The 18,676-nt window shown below is 75.4% G+C and carries 17 protein-coding genes and 1 pseudogene; 11 read left to right on the plus strand and 7 right to left on the minus strand.

Annotated elements, in window-relative coordinates; genetic code table 11:
• The 3 genes from ACFV04_RS23420 to ACFV04_RS23430 all read left to right on the plus strand — a co-directional run.
• The coding region (locus tag ACFV04_RS23420) for a glycosyltransferase (protein ID WP_380531813.1) at positions 1-1,046 on the plus strand (1,046 nt) is incomplete at its 5' end.
• A gap of 273 nt (positions 1,047-1,319) precedes the next feature.
• The gene (locus ACFV04_RS23425) at positions 1,320-2,030 is read left to right on the plus strand and encodes a DUF6461 domain-containing protein (protein WP_360267172.1); all 711 of its coding nucleotides are present in this window, start codon (positions 1,320-1,322) and stop codon (positions 2,028-2,030) included.
• Between the two features lie 445 nt (positions 2,031-2,475).
• Positions 2,476-2,787, plus strand: a complete 312-nt coding sequence (locus tag ACFV04_RS23430) for a hypothetical protein (RefSeq protein WP_380531816.1) — start codon at positions 2,476-2,478, stop codon at positions 2,785-2,787.
• Between the two features lie 71 nt (positions 2,788-2,858).
• Here the strand turns inward: ACFV04_RS23430 and ACFV04_RS23435 are convergent, their stop codons facing one another.
• Together ACFV04_RS23435 and ACFV04_RS23440 are read right to left on the minus strand one after the other, a co-directional pair.
• Positions 2,859-3,230, minus strand: coding sequence for a MazG-like family protein (locus tag ACFV04_RS23435; protein ID WP_380531819.1), 372 nt, complete (start codon positions 3,228-3,230; stop codon positions 2,859-2,861).
• Complete coding sequence (locus ACFV04_RS23440) at positions 3,227-3,943, minus strand: hypothetical protein (protein ID WP_380531822.1); 717 nt, start codon at positions 3,941-3,943, stop codon at positions 3,227-3,229. The genes ACFV04_RS23435 and ACFV04_RS23440 overlap by 4 nt, the downstream gene beginning before the upstream one ends.
• A gap of 174 nt (positions 3,944-4,117) precedes the next feature.
• Here ACFV04_RS23440 and ACFV04_RS23445 point away from each other — a divergent pair, with 174 nt between their 5' ends.
• The 3 genes from ACFV04_RS23445 (at position 4,118) to ftsH (ending at position 8,872) form a co-directional block, all read left to right on the plus strand.
• Positions 4,118-5,698 (plus strand): alpha/beta hydrolase, encoded by a 1,581-nt coding sequence (locus ACFV04_RS23445; RefSeq protein WP_380531825.1) that lies wholly within the window; start codon positions 4,118-4,120, stop codon positions 5,696-5,698.
• A gap of 189 nt (positions 5,699-5,887) precedes the next feature.
• Entirely contained in the window at positions 5,888-6,550 is a 663-nt protein-coding gene (locus tag ACFV04_RS23450) for a disulfide bond formation protein DsbA (protein WP_380531894.1), read from the plus strand.
• A gap of 150 nt (positions 6,551-6,700) precedes the next feature.
• Complete coding sequence (ftsH, locus tag ACFV04_RS23455) at positions 6,701-8,872, plus strand: ATP-dependent zinc metalloprotease FtsH (protein WP_380531828.1); 2,172 nt, start codon at positions 6,701-6,703, stop codon at positions 8,870-8,872.
• Here ftsH and ACFV04_RS23460 read toward each other — a convergent pair.
• Positions 8,862-9,314, minus strand: coding sequence for an Lrp/AsnC family transcriptional regulator (locus ACFV04_RS23460; RefSeq protein WP_380531831.1), 453 nt, complete (start codon positions 9,312-9,314; stop codon positions 8,862-8,864). The two genes, ftsH and ACFV04_RS23460, sit on opposite strands and share 11 nt — an antisense overlap.
• 76 nt (positions 9,315-9,390) lie before the next feature.
• On the opposite strand from ACFV04_RS23460, the gene ACFV04_RS23465 reads away from it, so the two are divergent.
• The 3 genes from ACFV04_RS23465 to ACFV04_RS23475 all read left to right on the plus strand — a co-directional run bounded on the left by ACFV04_RS23465 (position 9,391) and on the right by ACFV04_RS23475 (position 12,178).
• Positions 9,391-10,320, plus strand: coding sequence for an SMP-30/gluconolactonase/LRE family protein (locus tag ACFV04_RS23465; protein ID WP_380531834.1), 930 nt, complete (start codon positions 9,391-9,393; stop codon positions 10,318-10,320).
• Complete coding sequence (gene nadE, locus ACFV04_RS23470; protein ID WP_380531837.1) at positions 10,317-11,150, plus strand: ammonia-dependent NAD(+) synthetase; 834 nt, start codon at positions 10,317-10,319, stop codon at positions 11,148-11,150. Before ACFV04_RS23465 ends, nadE begins: the two co-directional genes overlap by 4 nt.
• Before the next feature lie 71 nt (positions 11,151-11,221).
• Positions 11,222-12,178: an ADP-ribosylglycohydrolase family protein gene (locus ACFV04_RS23475; RefSeq protein ID WP_380531897.1), complete on the plus strand. Its 957-nt coding sequence runs from the start codon at positions 11,222-11,224 to the stop codon at positions 12,176-12,178.
• Positions 12,179-12,247: 69 nt separating this feature from the next.
• Here the strand turns inward: ACFV04_RS23475 and ACFV04_RS23480 are convergent, their stop codons facing one another.
• Positions 12,248-12,595, minus strand: coding sequence for a hypothetical protein (locus ACFV04_RS23480; protein WP_380344128.1), 348 nt, complete (start codon positions 12,593-12,595; stop codon positions 12,248-12,250).
• A 125-nt stretch (positions 12,596-12,720) separates the two neighbouring features.
• Here ACFV04_RS23480 and ACFV04_RS23485 point away from each other — a divergent pair, with 125 nt between their 5' ends.
• The gene (locus ACFV04_RS23485; RefSeq protein ID WP_380531840.1) at positions 12,721-13,488 is read left to right on the plus strand and encodes an SDR family NAD(P)-dependent oxidoreductase; all 768 of its coding nucleotides are present in this window, start codon (positions 12,721-12,723) and stop codon (positions 13,486-13,488) included.
• 203 nt (positions 13,489-13,691) lie between these two features.
• Positions 13,692-14,900 carry a glycosyltransferase gene (locus tag ACFV04_RS23490; protein ID WP_380531843.1) on the plus strand — a complete coding sequence of 403 codons (1,209 nt, stop codon included), beginning with the start codon at positions 13,692-13,694 and terminating at the stop codon, positions 14,898-14,900.
• 165 nt (positions 14,901-15,065) lie between these two features.
• Here ACFV04_RS23490 and ACFV04_RS23495 read toward each other — a convergent pair whose 3' ends face one another.
• The 3 genes and pseudogenes from ACFV04_RS23495 to ACFV04_RS23505 all read right to left on the minus strand — a co-directional run.
• Entirely contained in the window at positions 15,066-15,794 is a 729-nt protein-coding gene (locus ACFV04_RS23495; RefSeq protein ID WP_380531846.1) for a hypothetical protein, read from the minus strand.
• A gap of 307 nt (positions 15,795-16,101) precedes the next feature.
• Positions 16,102-17,775: a DUF885 domain-containing protein gene (locus ACFV04_RS23500; protein ID WP_380531849.1), complete on the minus strand. Its 1,674-nt coding sequence runs from the start codon at positions 17,773-17,775 to the stop codon at positions 16,102-16,104.
• A 177-nt stretch (positions 17,776-17,952) separates the two neighbouring features.
• Positions 17,953-18,513 (minus strand): annotated as a pseudogene (locus ACFV04_RS23505) (short-chain dehydrogenase); the annotation flags it as partial.
• Positions 18,514-18,676: the final 163 nt, after the last annotated feature.

Here is an 18,676-nt window from a genome sequence, read left to right on the forward strand (position 1 = left end):
GCCCGAAGCCACCCACCGCGCAGGACGCGTTCCGGCTCGCCCCCGCGCTGGTCGACGCGCGGTTCGACGTGCTCGGAGCGGCGGCCGAGGGCTGCGACGCGATCCTGGCGACCGGACTGATGCCGGCCGGTGCGCGGGACGTCGCCGAGCACCTCGGGATCCCGTACGTCCTCGCCTGCTTCCACATCCTCGGACTGCCGTCGCAGCACTTCCGGCCCGGGGCGCGGCCGGGCACGCCGTCCCCGCAGGAGGAGACCGACCACCGGGTGCTGTGGGAGCAGGACGCCCAGCGGGTCAACGGGCTGTACGGCGAAGCGCTCAACCGTCACCGGTCGGTGCTCGGCCTGCGGCCGGTCGACAACGTCCGCGACCACGTCCTCACGGAGCGGCCGTGGGTGGCCGCGGACCCGACGCTCTGCCCCGCGCAGGGCATGACCGAACTCGACCCGGTGCAGACCGGCGCGTGGATCCTGCCCGACGACCGTCCGCTGCCGGCCGACCTGGAAGCCTTCCTGGACGCCGGTGACCCGCCCGTCTACGTGGGCTTCGGCAGCATGGCCGCGCACGCCCCGGAGGGCATCGCCCGGGTCGCGGTCGACGCGGGCCGCGCACTCGGCCGCCGGGTGGTCCTCGCCCGCGGCTGGGCCGGTCTGGCGGCCGTCGACGACGGGGACGACTGCCTGGTCGTCGGCGAGGTCAACCAGCAGGCGCTGTTCCGCCGGGCGGCCGCCGTCGTCCACCACGGTGGCGCGGGCACCACCACCGCGGCGGCCCTCGCCGGTGCGCCCCAGGTCGTCGTCCCCCGGATCGCGGACCAGCCGCACTGGGCCGCCCGCGTGGCCGAGTTGGGCATCGGCGCCGCGCACCCCGACCCCGTGCCGACCGTCGACTCCCTGTCCGCCGCGCTCACCACGGCCCTGGCGCCCGAGACCCGCGCACGCGCGCGGGCCGTGGCCGGGACGATCCGCACCGACGGGGCGGAGGTGGCCGCGAAGCTGCTGTTCGAGGCCGTGGCCGACCGGGTCGGGACGCACGGGGCCAGGTGAGCCGAGGGCGGTGGGTGAGCCGAGGGCGGTGGGTGCGGCGAGGCCTGGCGAGCCGAGGGCGTCGGCTTCGGTGCGGCCGGGCGAACGGCCACCCGGGCCGGATGAGTTCGGCCCCCGCAAGGCCGTCCCTCCGAACGGCCCGGGTGGTGCGTCGGCCACGGCCGGCCCCGTTCCGGCAGCGTTCCGGCTACCGGGCTCCGGGCATCGGCCCGGTCCGTTAGGGTGCCCACCGGCGCGCCCGGCCACCGCAGGCCGGCGCGAGGGGAGGGCGGCATGACCGACGGTACGCGCGAGGGATCCCGGCAGGACGGCGACGGCATCCAGTGGCTCGCGGAGGTCGGCCTGCCGGGCACCGGCTCGCCGGGAACGGGCGGGCCCGACACGGACGGTGAGGTCGGCGGGGTCGTGTTCGCCCGGGGGATCCCGCCGGAGGAACTCGCCCGCCGCATGGGCGCCGACCCGGCCGCGGGGACCGCACCGATCAGCGGCACCGAGATCCGGACCCTGGACATCGACGTCTACCGCCCCGGCGACGACAGCGACGGCGTGATCCGGGTCGGGGAGTGCGGGGGCTGGTCGTTCGCCATCGAGTACGGCGACTCCACGGGCGGCGAGCTGCTCACCGAGATAGCGCGCGACGGCGTCGAGGTGGTCCACTTCCGCCCCATGCCCGAGCAGCCGCCGGCACTCCTCGACTACGCCCGCGACGGCGCCGTGCTGTGCGGCTTCGGCCTCGGCGAGGAGCGCTGGCGCTGGGGCCAGGAGCCCGACCTGCTGGTGCCGGACCTCGTCGCCGCGAGCGTCCTGGAGACGGACGGCGTCACCCCGTCCGCCCCCGCGGGCGGAGGCGGCGCGGACGCCCGCCGCCGCACCCTCGGCGCCGTCGAGCGGCGCTTCGGACTGAGCCTGCCCCGGGCCGTCTTCGACGGGCTGCGCCTGCCCGCGTACGCCGTTCGCGGCACGCCGGGGATGCAGCCCGGGTGAGCCTCGGGTGCGCGCGGCGCGGGCGGTGACGGTCCTGGCGAGCGCCGCGAGCATCGCGAACCGGGTCGGGGCCGCGAACCGGGCAGGCGCCGCGAACCGGGCCGATCCAGAGAGCAGCGCGAGCGCCGCGAGCGCCGCGGACACCGCGAACACCGTGCAGACGGCGGACACCTCGGCCATGACGGGCCTCCTCCCCGGGCCCGTGGACAGGGCCCTCGATGACCGCCATCCTTGCGCGGCACTGGACGTGCGCACATGTGCCGATCGGGAGGTTCTCGGGCCCGGATTCCCGGCTGGACCCTGCCGATCGGCAGGGTGGGCGAGGGGCTGCCCCGCGGTTCTCCTGCCGGGCCCGCCCGGGGCCTGCCGCCCGCACGGGCGTCGGCATCTCGCCCACGGCAACCGGACGTTGACACCCGGCCGGAGGCCGGCGAAGGATCCGATCATGCGGTCCGAGGAAGAACCGACCGCGATCGAGGACCGTGTCGCCGCGGCGACCCCCGGGCCGTGGGTGGGCTGGACGGAGACCCGGCAGGGGATCGGCGGCGAGAGCTTCGTACGGCTGCGCGCCGATGCCGAGGAGGACGACGAGCGCTACCTGACCCGCGTCACCGCCGGCCGCCGGGTCGTCGGGCCGGACCCCGAGGTCGACGCCGACGTCGACTTCATCGCCGCCGCCCGCCAGGACGTGCCGCGTCCGGTCGTCGAGGTCAGGCGGCTGCGGGAGACCTCCGGCCGGGCGCACGCCGCGGACTGACGGGAGGCCTCCGGCCGGGCCGGCCACCGCCGTGACACCGAACGCCCGACCCTGCCGCCGGCCGCGAGGCCTCAGCCGTCAGCCCCGGGGCCCTCCCGGGGAGGTCCGACCTGTACCCCGCCTCCCCGGCCGGCGCCTCCCCGTCCGGCGGCGCCCGTGCGTCCGGGGTGCCAGGCGGCGAGGTGGGCGGTGAGGACGGCGGCCGGATCCGGGGTGGTGTCGCGGAGGGTGACTACGGCGGCGGTGATCACCTCGCAGTGTTCGCCCCGAAGGTCGGCGACGGTGTGGCTGACGCCTTTGCGGGGGTCGGCGCCGAGGACGCCGAGGAGGGCTTCGGCGACCTCGCCGGCCTCCTCCTGGATCTCGATCACCCGGAGCGTCGGCAGCGGCTGCCCGAGGAGCGCCCGGTGCGCGGTGGGGTGGCGGTGGACGGCGTCGATCACGCCCCGGCCCCGGCGCGGGAGGCGGCGTCCCCGTTCCCGCCGGTCCCGGTCCCGGTCCCGGTCGCGGTCGCGGTCGCGGTCGCGGGCCCGCGCCCGGTCGCTGCACCCGCCACCGCCCCGGCCGCCAACCGGGACCGCAGCCGGCGCAGGTGGACGTCGAGGTCCGGCGGAACCCTCATCCCCGGCGCCTCGGCGATCGGGAGGAGCCGCAGTGCCCGGCCCTCGCCGCGGACCGGTTCGGACGGGTCGACGTCCACGACCGCGTGGAAGGCGGGCCGACGGGCGGGCGCGTCGTCCTCGTCCTCGTCCGGGCCCGGGAGCGGGCCCGGGTGGTGGGGGCGCAGCCCGGGCACGTCCAGCCCGGTCTCCTCGCGCAGCTCGCGCAGCTCGCGGACGGCGGTGCGGCGTCTCGCCGGGCTCGCGGTGTCCGCCGGGGACGACCCGGTGGGCGGCCACTGGATGTCCGGCGTGTCGTCGCGCAGTCGGAGCAGGGTCTCCTGGCGGTAGTCGGTGACGAAGGCGGCCACGCTGTCGACGTCGGCGTGGCCGGCCTCGTCGCACGCGGTGGTGCCGTTGCTCGACTCGCCCTCTGTGCCCGGTGGCCGGTGCCCGGTGGCCGGTGCCCGGTGCCCGGTGCCCGGCGCCCGGTGCGAGCGGGCCGGCGGCGGTAAGGGCGCCGCCGGGTGGGCCGGGTGGGCCGGGTGAACCCTCACCCGGGTGGCCGGTGGCAGGGCGCGCGGCGCGCGCCCCCGGCCGGGGGCTTCCGGAAGGCAGCGCGGGATCCAGGCGCCTAGGGTCTGTGGTGCGTCGACCGGGCCGTGCGCCGGGCGCACGCCGTCCCGCCGCGCGCCAGGGTGACCGGCCGACCCGAGAGGTGGACCCGCCCCATGCACACCGTCGTCCGGAGCGCCGGATCGCTCGGCCTGGCCGCGCTGCTGCTCACCGCCGCGACCGGCTGCCAGGGCGACGGCTCGTCCGCCGCCGAGCCCGCGCCGACCTCCCCGGTCGCCGACACCTCCGCGAGCGCCACCGGACCGGCCGCCCAGAAGCTGGACTGGCACGCATGCGGCGCCCCCGTCGCCGCCCAGGGCGGCACCGGCACGGCGCCGGCCGCCGACTGGCAGTGCGCCACCCTCAAGGCCCCGTTGGACCACACCAAGCCGGACGGCAGGACGATCGACCTCGCGCTGATCCGCAGCAAGGCCAAGGACGAGCAGCACCGGATCGGCTCGCTGCTCTTCAACTTCGGCGGTCCCGGCGCCTCCGGCGTGGCCACCCTGCCCGCGCTCGCCCCGGCCTACGCCTCCCTCAACACCCGCTACGACCTGGTGAGTTTCGACCCGCGCGGGGTCGGCGCCAGTGCCGGGGTGGCGTGCCTGGACGACAAGGCGACGGACGCCTCCGCGGCCGTCGACGACACCCCGGAGACCCCGGCGGCGGTGAAGGCCCTGGACGACAGCAACGCGCAGTTCGTCGCCGCCTGCGAGCACAACTCGGCGGCGGTGCTGCCGTACGTGGACACCGAGAGCGCCGCCCGGGACATGGACCTGATGCGGCAGGTGCTGGGCGACCCGAAGCTCTCCTGCTTCGGCATCAGCTACGGCACCCAGCTCGGCGGCGTGTACGCGCACCTGTTCCCGCAGGAGGTCGGCCGGATGGTGCTGGACTCGGTGGTCGACCCGACGAAGGACCCGGAGCAGTCCGCGCTCGGCCAGGCCCAGGGCTTCCAACTCGCCCTGGGCGACTTCATGAAGGCCTGTGCCGCCCAGCTCGGCGCCTCCTGCCCGACGGGTGCCGGCGGTGACGAGGGCACCGCGAAGGTCGTCGCGCTGCTGCAGAAGTTGGAGCAGTCACCGCTGCCCACCGAGGACGGGCGGCAGCTCACCGAGTCCCTGGGCGTCACCGGGATCGCCGGCGCCCTGTACAGCCAGGAGAGCTGGCCCGCGCTGGCCGCCGGCCTCACCGAGGCGATGGACCAGGGCACGGGTACGACGTTGCTGCAGCTCGCCGACGGCCTGAACGGGCGTGACGCGCAGGGGCACTACAGCAACCTGAGCGCCGCGAACCGGGCGATCAGCTGCGTGGACGAGCGGCAGCGCTACTCCGACCAGGACGTCCAGCAGCAGCTGCCGTCCTTCCAGGCCGCCTCCCCGGTGTTCGGTGCCTTCACCGCCTGGGGACTGACGGGTTGCACCGGCTGGCCCGTCCCGGGCAAGGGCGACCACCCGGAGGTCGCCGCGCCGGGCGCCGCGCCGGTCCTGGTGGTCGGCACCACCGGCGACCCGGCGACCCCGGTGGAGGGCGCCCGTGCGATGGCGCAGCAGCTCGGCGCGGGCGTCGGTGTGACCGTCACCCTGCAGGGCGAGGGACACGGCGGCTACAACACCGGGAACCCCTGCCTGAAGCAGACCGTGGACGCCTACCTGCTGGACGGCACGGTGCCGCCGGACGGGACGACCTGCAGCTGAGAGCGGGCCGCCGGCCGGGGGTCGAACCGGACCGGACCGAACCGAATCGGACCGAACCGGCCTCGACCGGCCCGGAGCAGCCCGAAGTGGCCCAATAGAAGCGGTATGGATTGGATCTGTTGAGTGGTCCACTTGGCCGCTAGGCTCGTCGACGTGACGAACAACCTGACGAACAGCCAGCCGAACGACCTGGCGAACGACCCGACGACCACCGCGACCACCGACACCGCGACCGGCGGCCAGCCGAAGGCCACCAAGGTCGACTTCTACTTCGACCCCGTCTGCCCGTTCGCCTGGATCACCTCCCGGTGGATCCTGGAGGTCGACCGCCAGCGCGAGCTGGACCTCACCTTCCGGGTGATGAGCCTGTCCGTCCTCAACGAGGGCCGCACCGACCTGCCCGAGCGCTACCAGCGACTGATGACCACCGGCTGGGGCCCCGTCCGGGTCTGCATCGCGGCCGCGGAGAAGCACGGCCAGCACGTGCTGCGCGACCTGTACACCGAGCTCGGCACCCGGTTCCACGACCAGGACCGGCCCGCCGACGACGCGGTCATCCGCGAGGCCCTGGTCGCGGCCGGTCTGCCCGAGGAACTGGCCGACGCGGCGAACAGCACCGAGTACGACATCGCGCTGCGCAAGAGCCACCACGAGGGCATGGACCCGGTCGGCGAGGAGGTCGGCACCCCGACCATCCACGTGGACGGCGTCGCCTTCTTCGGCCCGGTGCTGACCGCGATACCGCGCGGGGAGGACGCCGTCCGGGTGTTCGAGGGCGTCCGGCTGCTGTCCGGGTACCCGAAGTTCTTCGAGCTCAAGCGGACCCGGACGGGCTCGCTCGACTTCTCCTGACCCGCCGGGGACTGCGGTCCCGGCGCCCGCGGCGGGGGTGGGCGCGGGGGAGCCGGAGCGGTACCGCCGGCCTTCGGACTCCCGTCCGGGCGCCGAGCGTCCGACCATGGAGGCGGAGGCTCTATGGCCCCCGAGAGGCGGTGAGCGTGGATGATCGCACGAATCCGGTTGGGTACTGCCCGGCACGCCGCGACACCTTCCGGTTCCGGGTCGGGCTCCGGACCGCCCGCCGGGCCGGGGCCGGCGCCGGACCGGGCGTCGCGCCCCGGTCCTTCGGCGAAGCGCGATCCCGGCCGGAGCCCCGGCTGGAACACCGCTCGGGGCCCGGGCCGCGACCCCACCCGAGGTCCGGGCCGCGGCCCCGAGCAGGGCCCCGGGGGCCCGCCCAAGCCCCCGCCGCCCTCGTGGCGCCGCTGGCTGCTGCCCGTCGCCGTCCTGGCGACGCTGCTCCTGCTGGTGCTGTTCTCCAGCCCCGGCAGGCCCGGCAACCGCTACGCCTACACCGACTTCGTGAACCGGGTCGACACCGGCCAGGTGCAGACGGTGAACGTCAGCGACACCGGTGCGGTCAGCGGCACGCTCAAGGACGGCACCCGCTTCACCAGCCAGATCCCCACCGCGCTGGACACCTCCCAGCTCAGCCGGGCACTCGGCGACCAGCACGTCACCGTCACCGGCACCCGCTCCGCCGGCGGCAGCTCGCTCTGGTCCACGCTGCTGCTGTTCCTGCCGCTGCTGCTCTTCGGCGGACTCTTCCTCTGGTCGGGCCGGATGGCCGCGAAGTCGCTGGGCGGCGGGTTGAGCGCCATCGGCCGCTCCCGGGCGAAGATCATCGAGGCCGAGCGGCCGGCCACCGGGTTCGCCGACGTCGCCGGGTACGAAGGGGTGAAGCAGGAGGTCAGCGAGGTGGTCGACTTCCTGCGTAGTCCGGAGCGCTACGCCGCCGCGGGCGCCAAGGGGCCGCGCGGGGTGATCATGGTGGGGCCGCCCGGCACCGGCAAGACCCTGCTGGCCCGGGCCGTCGCGGGAGAGGCCGAGGTGCCGTTCCTGTCCGTGACCGGCTCCGGCTTCGTGGAGATGTTCGTCGGCGTCGGCGCGTCCCGGGTCCGCGACCTCTTCGACGAGGCCCGCAAGCGCGCCCCGTCGATCGTGTTCATCGACGAGATCGACGCCGTCGGCGCCCGCCGGGCGGGCGGCACCCGGGTCGGCGGCAACGACGAGCGCGAGCAGACCCTGAACCAGCTGCTCGCCGAGATGGACGGCTTCGACCAGAGCACCGGCATCGTCGTCATCGCCGCCACCAACCGGCCGGACGCCCTCGACCCGGCGCTGCTGCGCCCCGGTCGCTTCGACCGGCAGGTCACCGTACCGCTGCCCAACCAGGCCGAACGGTCGGCCATCCTGGCCGTGCACACCCGGGGCAAGACCCTCGCCCCGGACGCCGACCTGGACCGGATCGCCCGCGGCACCCCCGGCTTCTCCGGCGCCGACCTCGCCAACCTGGTCAACGAGGCCGCCATCAACGCCGTGCGCGCCGAGCGGGCCACCCTCACCGCCGACGACCTCGACGCCGCCCGCGACCGGGTGCTGCTCGGCCGCCGGGAGTCCTCCAACGCGCTGCTGCCCGAGGAACGGCACGCCGTCGCCGTGCACGAGTCCGGGCACGCCCTGGTGGCCGCGCTGTGCGAGCACGCCGACCCGGTCGCCAAGGTGACCATCCTCCCGGCCGGTGTCGCCCTCGGCGCCACCGAGCAGCTGCCCGAGGCGGAGCGGCACCTCTACAGCGAGGGCTACCTGACCGATCTGCTCACCGTCCAGCTCGGTGGACGGGCGGCCGAGCTGGTGGTCTTCGGCGAAGGGTCCACGGGTGCCGCCAACGACCTCGCCAACGCCACCTCGGTCGCCACCCGGATGGTCCGCGAGTTCGGCCTGTCCCCGGAACTCGGCCCGGTCGGCTACTCCAGCGGCAGCCCGCACTACCTCGGCGACAGTCCGGAGGACCTGCTGCGCCGCCCGTACTCCGAGCGGACCCAGCGCGCCGTGGACGAGGCGGTCGCGGACCTGTTGCGGAAGGCCGAGCGCCGGGCCCTCGGGCTGCTGACCGAACACCGGCACCACCTGGACGAGTTGGCGAGGCTGCTGGTCGCCCGGGAGACGGTGGACGGCGGCCTTGTCCTCGACATCCTGACGCACCCGAAGGGGCCGGAGGCGGCGGAGGGGGCGTCGGACGCGCCGGTGGCCACGGTGCCCCCGGTGCCCCCGGTGCCCCCGGTGTCGCTGGAGAAGCCCCGCCCGCCGGGCTTCCGGGACCCTACGGGGTAGGCGGCCGCTCGAAGAAGGTCTCCAGCACGACGGTCGCCTGCGTCCCGTTCACGCCGTCGATCGCGTAGAGGCGCCGCAGCACGTCCTGGAGCTGTTCGGTGGTCGTCGTCCGCACCTTGACCAGCACCGAGGCGTTGCCCGCGATGATGTGCGCCTCCTCTATCTCGGGGATCGCGGCGAACGCCTGCGCCGAGTCGCCCATCCAGGCGGAGGAGTCCACCATCACGAAGGAGAGCACACCGAGCCCGAGGCTCTTCGGGTCCACCTCCACCGTGGTGCGGCGGACCACGCCGCGTTCCCGGAGTTTGCGCACCCGCTCGTGCGCCGCCGCCGTGGACAGCCCCACGGCCTTGCCCAGCGCCGCGTACGCCTGCCCGGCGTCCCGTTGCAGCAGGGAGAGCAGCGCGCGGTCGGTGTCGTCGAGGTGATCGGTGGTGGCCATGGTGGGACCATACCGCGTTCTGGCATACTCCAGGTCGTCGGAACGACATTCGGTCAACTGCGGCATGAGGTGAATGATGTCTGGCACCATCGAGTTCGGGCTGTACGAGATCCTGGACGACCGGTTCCGTCGGTGCGCCAACGGCGACGTCCGGCTGGAGAAGCTGTACGGCGACTGCCGCTGGGCCGAGGGGCCGCTCTACCTGCCCGCCTGGCGCCAGGTGATCTGGAGCGACATCCCCAACGACCGCCTGCTGCGCTGGGACGAGGCCACCGGCACGGTCGGCGTCTTCCGCTCCCCGGCCGGGCACCCCAACGGCAACACCCTCGACCGCGAGGGCCGGCTGATCAGCTGCGAACAGGGCAACCGCCGGGTCACCCGCACCGAGCACGACGGCCGGATCACCGTCCTCGCCGACCGGTTCCAGGGAAAGCGGCTCAACTCGCCCAACGACGCGGTGGTCCGCTCGGACGGCGCGATCTGGTTCTCCGACCCGGACTTCGGCATCACCACCGACTACGAGGGCCACCGCGCCGAATCCGAGATCGGCGCCCGCAACGTCTACCGGATCGACCCGGACACCGGCGAGGTGCGAATCGCCGCGGACGGCTTCGAAGGCCCCAACGGGCTGGTCCTCTCCCTCGACGAGCGGCAGCTCTACGTCAACGACAGCCGGGCCGGACACATCCGCGTCTTCGACATCCAGGACGACGGCACCCTCACCGGTGACCGGATCTTCGTCAAGGGCGTCGGCGCGCGCTTCGACAACATCCGCTTCGACCTCGACGGACGGCTCTGGGCGGCGGCCTTCGGTGACGGAGTCCACTGCTACGCCCCCGACGGCACCCTCATCGGCCGTATCCTCGTCCCCGAACCCGTCTCGAACCTCACCTTCGGCGGCCCGAAGAACAACCGCCTGTTCATCACCGCCACCACCTCGCTGTACTCGCTGGTGACGACGATGACGGGCCCGTTCCGCGTCACCAGCCCCGAGGAGTCCGAATGACCGAACCCCTGGCCGTCCAGCGGGAGATCGCCCGCGCCCTCGACGTGGCACCCGTCCCCGACCCCGGGCAGGAGGCCGACCGCCGGGTGGCCTTCCTGGCCGACCGGACCCGGGCCGCCGGCGCGCGCACCCTCGTCCTCGGGATCAGCGGCGGCGTCGACTCCACCACCGCCGGACGGCTGTGCCGGCTCGCCGTCGACCGGCTGCGCGCCGAAGGGTACGAGGCGGCGTTCTGTGCGATGCGGCTGCCCTACGGGGTACAGGCGGACGAGGACGACGCCCGGCGGGCGGTCGCCTTCATCGAACCGGACGAACTGCTCACCGTCGACGTCAAGCCCGCGACCGACGCCGCCCTGGACGCCCTGCTCGCCGCCGGCCTGACCTTCGCCGACCACGCCCACGAGGACTTCGTCCGGGGCAACGTCAAGGCCCGCCAGCGGATGGTGGTCCAGTACGCGGCGGCGGGCGCCAACGGCGGACTGGTCGTCGGGACCGACCACGCGGCGGAGGCGGCCGTCGGCTTCTTCACCAAGTACGGCGACGGGGCCGCCGACGTGATGCCGCTGTCGGGACTGACGAAGCGTCAGGTGCGTGCGATCGCCGAGGCGTTGGGGGCTCCCGCCGAGCTGGTCAAGAAGACCCCGACCGCGGACCTGGAGAACCTCGCCCCCGGCCGCCCCGACGAGGACGCGCTCGGCGTCACCTACGACGCCCTGGACGACTTCCTGGAGGGCCGACCGGTCGGCGAGGAGGTCTTCGCGACCGTCCTCGGCCACTACCGCCGCACCGAGCACAAGCGCGGCCTGCCCATCGTCCCGGGCCGGCCGTGACGGCGGACCGCGACGGCCGCGCGGCGGCGGACCGCAGCGGCGGCACGGTGACGGACCACGACGGTGGCACGGTGGCGGACCGCGACGGCGGCACGGCGGGGGCCCGGAGCGGGCGCGAGGCCGGGGCCGTCGTCGGTGCGGCGGTGGGCGACGCCCTCGGCGCGCCCTACGAGTTCGGCCCGGCCGGCGCCTTCTCGGCCCGTTTCCCCGACACCCCCGGCGAGCTGGTCGCGGGTGGCGGATGGGCGCGCGGCGAGGCCACCGACGACACCCAGATGGCCGTCCTGGTTGCCGAATCCCTGGTCGAGCGAGGAGGGTTGGACCTCCCCGACATCTTCGACCGGTTCCGTCGCTGGGCCGCCGCCGACCCCAAGGACATCGGCATCCAGACCGAGTCCGTCCTCACCAGCGGACTGCCCTGGGACCTCGCGGCCGCCGTCCACTTCAACACCACCCTGCGCGCTGCCGGCAACGGCGCCCTGATGCGCGCCTCGACCTCCGCGGTCGCCTTCGCCCGCGCCGGACGGCAGGCGACCATGGACGCCGGGCGCCGCATCGCCGCCCTCACCCACGGGGACCGTGCCGCCTGGGAGGGCACGGCGATCTTCCACGAGCTGGTCCGCCTCGCCCTCGACGGTGCCGACCCGCTCGACGGCATTGCCGAGGTCCTGGCCCACGTCGACCCCGACAGCCGCGCGCGCTACGCCACCGTCCTGGCCCCCGACTGGCATCCCGACCGGGCCACCGAGCCCAACGGCGCCGTCTGGCCCTGCCTGGGCTCGGCGGTCTGGGCGCTGCGCACCACCGACGGGTTCGAGCCCGCCCTCCGCGCCGCGATCGACCTCGGCGGCGACACCGACACCGTCGCCGCCGTCACGGGTGGGCTGGCCGGGGCGCGGTACGGCCTGGATGCCGTCCCGCGGCGCTGGACCGAGCCGCTGCACCTGACGCTGCCCGGGTTCGGCGGGCGGGTTCGGCGGACTGCGGAACTGCTCGACCTGGCCGGTCGGTTGGCGTCGTTCGGCTGACGGTCCGGGCAGTCCGGCGCAGGCAGCCCGGAGCGGCCGGCCCGTGGGCGCCCACGCGGGGGTGGGCGCCTACCAGGGGATGGACGCGGTCGGCGGGTGGACGACCATGGCGACGACCAGCAGCGCCGGGAGCGCCAGGTTGCCGAGGACGGCGCCGAGCATCGCGCAGCGCCAGCGGCGGTGCGGGGTCGACCGGCGGCCCGCGGCGAGCGAGCCCAGCAGAGCGGCGAAGAGGATCAGGACGGTCAGGAGGAGCGTCGCGTTCACCGCGTCGCGACGCGCGTTCGAGGCCCGGGCGCCCTCCAGGAACAACGACAGCAGCCATCCGTCGGCCGTCGCCGCCAGGCCGCCCAGGACCACGGCGAGGACCGCGTCGGACGTCTCCCGGCCCTTCCCCCTGATGTCCGTCGATGTCATTGCGCCCGTCCCCCGGTGCCGACCCGATCACGTGCCTCGCTACGGTACCGGGGAGGCGGTCGGGAACCGAAGGGGCGGGAGTGCCCGCGACCCGACCGCGTGGATCGACGTGCGAGGGGGACGAAGTGACGGGGGAGCAGCTCGCGGTGGTGTCCGGCGGCGGCACCGGGATCGGCCGGGCGATCGCGGCCCGGCTGGCCGGGGACGGGTACCGGGTGGTGGTCGTCGGGCGCCGGGCGGCCGTGCTGGAGCAGGCCAAGGAGGAGATCGAGTGGACGGTGGGCCCGGGCCGGGTCGTCCCGGTGGTCGCCGACCTGACCGACCCGGAGGCGGTCGGCGCGGCGGCTGCCAGGATCGCCGAACTCGGCCCGGTGGACGCACTGGTGAACAACGCGGGGGCGATCATCACCCCGCCCGAGGACGACGGCCTGGCCGCCCTGGCCCGCTCCTGGCGGCACGACCTGGACACCAACCTGCTCACCGCCGTGCTGCTGACCACTGCCCTGCAGGGCGCGTTGCGCCGGCCCGGCGGGCGGCTGGTGGTGATCAGTTCGGCGGCGGCCCAACGCGGTGGCGCGGGCCCGCACTCGGCCGGCTCCTACGCCGCCGCGAAGGCCGCCCTGCACGGCTGGGCCTTCGGTCTGGCCCGGCAGTTGGGGCCGGACGGGATCACGGTCAACGTGCTCGCACCCGGCTACATCGAGGAGACCGAGATCTTCGGCGCGGGGTGGAGCGAGGACTTCCACGCCCGGAAGGTCGCCGACACCCTGGTCGGCCGGGCCGGCACCCCCGCCGACGTGGCCGACGCGGTCGGCTACCTGGTCTCCCCGGCCGCGGGGTACGTGACCGGGCAGATCATCGGCGTCAACGGCGGTGCGGTGCTCGGACGCTGACGGGCGGGGGCGGGGGCGATGCCGGGCGCCGGCGCGTTCATCGATCGTCAACCGGGCGACCCTACGGTGGGTCCGACCACGAACCGCAGTGCCGACCGCAGGAGCCCCCGCTGTCCAGGATCATCACCACCGCCCTGCCCGCCCACGGCCACACCGGTCCGCTGCTGGCCGTCTCCGCCGACCTCGCCGCCCGGGGGCACGAGGTGGTGTTCCTCGGGGGCGCCCGGTTCGCCGTGGCGGCGGAGCGGGCGGGGGTGCGCTTCGTCGCGCTGCCCGCCGGGGCGGACTTCGACGACCGTGACCTCGACACGAGCTTCCCCGGCCGGTCGAGCCTGCCGCCCGGTCCGGAGCGGCTCGCCTTCGACGCGCGGCACGTGTTCCTCGACCCGATACCCGTCCAGTACCGGGCCCTGCTCGCGCTGCTGGCGGACTTCCCGGCGGACGCCGTGATCGCGGACGCCTTCCTGCAGGGCGCGCTGGCGCTGGCGCTGGCCCGGCCGCGGCCGGAACGTCCGGCCCTGATCGGCATCGGGGTCACCCCGTCGATGCTGCCGAGCGTGGACACCGCGCCCTTCGGGCCCGGGCTGCCGCCGCTGCCGGGGGAGGAGGGCCGGGCCCGCAACCGGGCCCTGCGGGAGGAGGCGGACCGGCGCGGCGAGCCGCTGCGCCGGCACGCCGAGGAGGTGTACGCGGAACTGGGCGTCCGGCTGCCGGAGGGCCCGCGCGGGCTGGCCGCGGTGACCGTGCCGGACCACTTCCTGCAGCTGACCGTGCCGGGCTTCGAGTATCCGCGCAGCGACGCGCCGGCCGGCTACCGGCTGATCGGCGCGCTCCCGGGCCCGATCGGGAGCGAGCAGCCGCTGCCGCCGTGGTGGGACGAGGTGACCGGCGGGCGACCGGTCGTCGTGGTGACCCAGGGGACGCTGGCCAACACCGACCTCGGGGAACTGGTCGCCCCGACCGTCACCGCCCTGGCGGGGCGGGACGTGCTGGTGGTCGCCGCCACCGGACGTCCGGAGGGGCCGCGGGCGCTCGCCGAGCGAATCGGCGGCCTGCCCGGCAACGTGCGGGCCGTCGACCACGTCCCGTTCGAGCGACTGCTGCCGCACACCGACGTGCTGGTCACCAACGGCGGTTACGGCGGGGTGCAGACCGCGCTGCGGTACGGGGTGCCACTGGTCGTGGCCGGGGCGAGCGAGGACAAGCCGGAGGTGGCGGCCCGGGTCCGGTGGTCGGGCGTGGGGCTCGACCTGCGGACGGGCCGCCCGGCGCCGGACGAGGTCGGCCGTGCGGTCGACCGGGTGCTCGGCGAGGGCCGGTTCCGCGAGCGGGCCCGCGCGCTGGGTGCGGAGTTCGCCGAGTACCGGCCGTTCGACACCATCGCCGAGCTGGTGGAGTCGCTCGGGCGCTGAGCCGCGCCGACGAGGGGCCGGGTGACCCCGTCGACGGACCGGCGGCGGGTACGAAGCCGGCGCGCCGACGGACCGGTGCGCCGATGGACCGGGCGCGCCGACGGACCGGGCACGCGGACACGGACCGGTACGCCGACGGACCGGGCACGCGGGCGAAACGATTCGTCAGTCCCCGTCGGCGTCGGCCTCGGGCGTCGGCGCGCCGCCGGCCCTGCTGATGCCGAGCTTGACCTCGGCGGTGGTCCAGTCGGTGGCGATCGCCTGCTGGGCGGCGGCGAGGGTGACCTGGCCCTTGCAGATCGCGGTGTGCAGGTGGGTCTCCACCGAGTCCTTGGGGTTGTTCGGACCCTTCCCCGGGACGTGGCCGGGGGAGGGCGGCTGGATCCAGAGGTTGCGCGCGTCGTTGGGGTCGCCGCCGAGCTGCAGGCTGATCAGGTGGTCGTACTCGGCGTCGCCCATCGGGCCGGTGTAGCCGTAGGACTTGGCGTTCTCGGTCTTCTCCTTGCCGGTGAGGTTCGCCGGCGGGCGGATGCCCGACGTGTAGCCGCCCGTCTTGCAGATGGTGTCCTTGAGGTTGTCCTGGCTGACCGCCGGGCTGATCGCACCCGGCGTGCAGTTCGGGTCGGGCAGCGGCTGCTTGTCCGCGGTGTAGCGGTAGTGACAGCTGCCGGGTGCGGGTTGCGGCTGGACCTCGTAGGAGCTCTTCGGGCCGGGGCCGGTCACGATCGCGGCCGGGGCGGCGTCGCCGGCAGCGGGCGCGGAGCTGCGGCCGGCGGACCCCTTGGCGGTGTGGCCGCCGCCGGGCGAGCAGCCGGCGGCTGCGGCGAGCAGGACGGCCGCGGCCGCGGCCACGGCCAGGGCGCGGCGGGCGGGAGCCGGCACGGGTTCCTCCATCGGGGTGTGCGTGAGCTGCGGACACCCGGATGGCGGGGGCCGCGCCAGCGGACACTACCGTGTCGACAGGGCCGAACGGGTGACGCCACGTCCGGGCGGAGGAAGCCTTTGCCGGGCGCGCGGAACCGTTTCCGCACTGCACCCGCGTTCCCCCGCCCGCCCGTGCCCGGTCGTCCGTACCCGCCCGGTCGTCCCTGGTCGTCCTTACCTCGCCCGACCGTGCCCGACCGGCCGCCCCCGCCCGGTCGCTGTCCCGGGCCGCCCCCGCCCGGTCGCTGTCCCGGGCCGCGCCCGCCCGGCCCGGCCGCTACTGCGCGGCGATCCAGTCCGTGACCAGCTCGTCCAGCACCCCCAGCGGCAGGCTGCCGTGACCGATCAGCTGGTGGTGGAACTCCCGGACGTCGAACCGGGCGCCGAGCGCGGCCTGTGCCCGCTCCCGGTGCCGGACGAGCTCCCGACGGCCGATCAGGTAGGCCGTGGCCTGGCCTGGCCAGGCGATGTAGCGGTCGATCTCGTTGCGGATGTTGGCCTCGGTGGTCGCGGTGTTGTCCCGCATGAAGGCCATCGCCCGCTCCCGGGACCAGCCGTCGTGGTGCATCCCGGTGTCCACCACCAGCCGCACCGCCCGCAGCGCGTCCAGCGAGAGCATGCCGAAGCGGGACAGGTCCGAGCCGTACAGCCCCATCTCGTCCGCGAGCCGCTCGGTGTACAGGCCCCAGCCCTCGACGTGGGCGGTCAGCTGGCCGCTCGGCTTCTGCCGGAACAGCGGCAGGTGGTGCAGGGTCTGCGCGACGGCGAGCTGCAGGTGGTGGCCGGGCACGCTCTCGTGGAAGGCGATCGCCTCGTACTCGTAGCTGAACCTGGTCTCCGGGCGGAGCGTGTTGATCCAGTGGGTGCCGGGCAGCCCGCCCGGGCCCGGCGGCTGGTAGTAGGCCAGTGGCGCGGTCTCCGCCTCGATCGGGTCGACCTCCCGGGTCACGCAGTCGGCGATCGGGTACGGGCGGAACCAGTCCGGCGAGGCCCGGCGGGCCCGCTCCAGGGCGCCGTCCACCAGGGCGATCATCTCGGCCGCGCTGCCGAAGCGCAGCGAGCGGTCCTCGCGCAGCGCGGTCAGCACGCCCGCCGGGTCGGTGGTGCCGAGCACCTTGCCGCCCAGCTCGGCGAACTCCTCGCGCAGCGCCGCGACCGCCTCCAGGCCGGTCCGGTGGATCTCCTCCGGGGTGAGCCCGGGCCGGGTGAAGCGGGCGACGGCGTCGGCGTAGCCCTCGGTGCCGCCCGGCACGTGGCAGACGCCGGCCTGCTCGTCGGGCCGGGCGCCCGGTGCCAGCCGATCGGCCAGTCCGGCCCGGTAGCAAGCGATCGCCGGGCGGACGGCGTCGCGCACGATCGCCAGGGCGCGCTCGTACTCCGGGCGGCCCCGCAACGGGCGCAGCAGGGAGTCCGCGTCGGGGGCGCTCGCCAGGTGGGCGTCCAGCTGGCCGACGGCGGCGTCCACCCCGCTGCGCAGCGGGTGGCGGCCCTCGGCGGCGGCCTCCATGGCGGTACCCAGGGAGGCGGCGAAGTACTCGGGAAGGCCGGCGAGCCGTTCCAGATAGGCGTCGGCACCCTCGTGGTCGACGGAGGCCATGGCGATCGAGGTGATGGCCTCGTTGTGCGGGGCGACGATGGCCGCCGAGATGCTGAACTCGGCCAGCCCGTGGGTGAGCCGGCCGATCCCGTTGTCGATCAGCCGGGCGAGGACCCGGTGGGTGGTGCGGTCCTCGGCGTCCAGGCCGTCCAGCGGGATCGCGGCGAGCCGGGTGCCGAAGCCCCGCAGGGCCTCGCGGTGGTGCAGGGCGGCGGCCCGGGACGGGTCGGGCAGCAGGTGCGCGTAGCCCTCGACGCCGCTGAGGGTCGCGTCGAACGGGTTGTGGGTGTTCTCGGCGTCGAAGTACTCGTCGGCCAGTGCGGCGAGTCCGGCGTGCGGTGGCTGCTCGATCATGGGTCCCCCTGGTCGGCGCGGTCGGTGCGGTCGGGGGCGCCCCCGTGGCTGCCCCTGATCCCGCCGATTATTCGGAGTGATCGGCGGTGCGGTCAACACGCTGCGGGGGCAGGGGAGTTCCACCGGCAGTTCCGCCCGTCGCCGGGGGCGGGTGCGCCGACGGTGCGGGCCGTGGGGTCAGCGGTAGGCCTCCGGCGCGGGTGGCCCGCCTGCGTCCGTCACCTCGACCAGGTGGCGCCGGCAGTCCGGCCTGCCGCCGTCCCGGTCCGTCGACCCGTACTCCCGGGTGAGCTGCCCGCTGGACGTCGAGCCGCTGTTCCAGCGGGCGACCCCGGGGTCGGCGGCGAGGGTGGCGACGGCCCGGCCGACGAAGGACGGGGACTCGGAGATGCCGAACTGCGGCTCCGCGGCCACGGCGTCGCGCCGGTTCTCCTCGGTGGCGCCGTAGTGCTCCGGCATGATCCCGGCGCGCATCCGGCCCGGGGTGAGCGCGACGGCGGTGGCGCCGCGCGGGCCCGGCTCGTGGCCCAGCGCGTGGCCGAGCGAGAAGGCCGTCCGCAACACGGAGGACTCGGCCGGGTCGGGGAAGAAGGTGTTGCGGTAGGTGTCGCGGTCGTACTCCGCCGTCCCGTCCGTCGTCTCCACGACCAGGCCGCCCGGGTGCCCCGGCAGCAGTGGGAGGACGTGGTGGCTGGTGACGGCGTGCGTCTCGACCGCGACGCGCAGCAGGCGCGGGCCGCGTGCTGCCGGCCCGCCGTCGGAGCGCTGCCGAACCGTGCGCGGGCTTCTGCCGGGCCCCCCGCACCACAATGCCGGCCTCCCTCGGCCCGCCGGCGGCAGCAAACGTGGGCGGGGGGCCGACCACCCCCCCCCGCACCCCGGGCCCCGCGGGGGGGACCGG

The organism is Kitasatospora sp. NPDC059599, from assembly GCF_042735125.1.
Lineage (GTDB): Bacteria > Actinomycetota > Actinomycetes > Streptomycetales > Streptomycetaceae > Kitasatospora.

Coding starts and splice junctions, on each gene's coding strand:
- nadE (WP_380531837.1), top strand. CDS start 10,317: ATGACCGAACCCCTGGCCGTCCAGCGGGAGATCGCCCGCGCCCTCGAC.
- ftsH (WP_380531828.1), top strand. CDS start 6,701: ATGATCGCACGAATCCGGTTGGGTACTGCCCGGCACGCCGCGACACCT.
- ACFV04_RS23445 (WP_380531825.1), top strand. CDS start 4,118: ATGCACACCGTCGTCCGGAGCGCCGGATCGCTCGGCCTGGCCGCGCTG.
- ACFV04_RS23480 (WP_380344128.1), bottom strand. CDS start 12,595: ATGACATCGACGGACATCAGGGGGAAGGGCCGGGAGACGTCCGACGCG.
- ACFV04_RS23465 (WP_380531834.1), top strand. CDS start 9,391: ATGTCTGGCACCATCGAGTTCGGGCTGTACGAGATCCTGGACGACCGG.
- ACFV04_RS23425 (WP_360267172.1), top strand. CDS start 1,320: ATGACCGACGGTACGCGCGAGGGATCCCGGCAGGACGGCGACGGCATC.
- ACFV04_RS23460 (WP_380531831.1), bottom strand. CDS start 9,314: ATGGCCACCACCGATCACCTCGACGACACCGACCGCGCGCTGCTCTCC.
- ACFV04_RS23495 (WP_380531846.1), bottom strand. CDS start 15,794: ATGGAGGAACCCGTGCCGGCTCCCGCCCGCCGCGCCCTGGCCGTGGCC.
- ACFV04_RS23500 (WP_380531849.1), bottom strand. CDS start 17,775: ATGATCGAGCAGCCACCGCACGCCGGACTCGCCGCACTGGCCGACGAG.
- ACFV04_RS23430 (WP_380531816.1), top strand. CDS start 2,476: ATGCGGTCCGAGGAAGAACCGACCGCGATCGAGGACCGTGTCGCCGCG.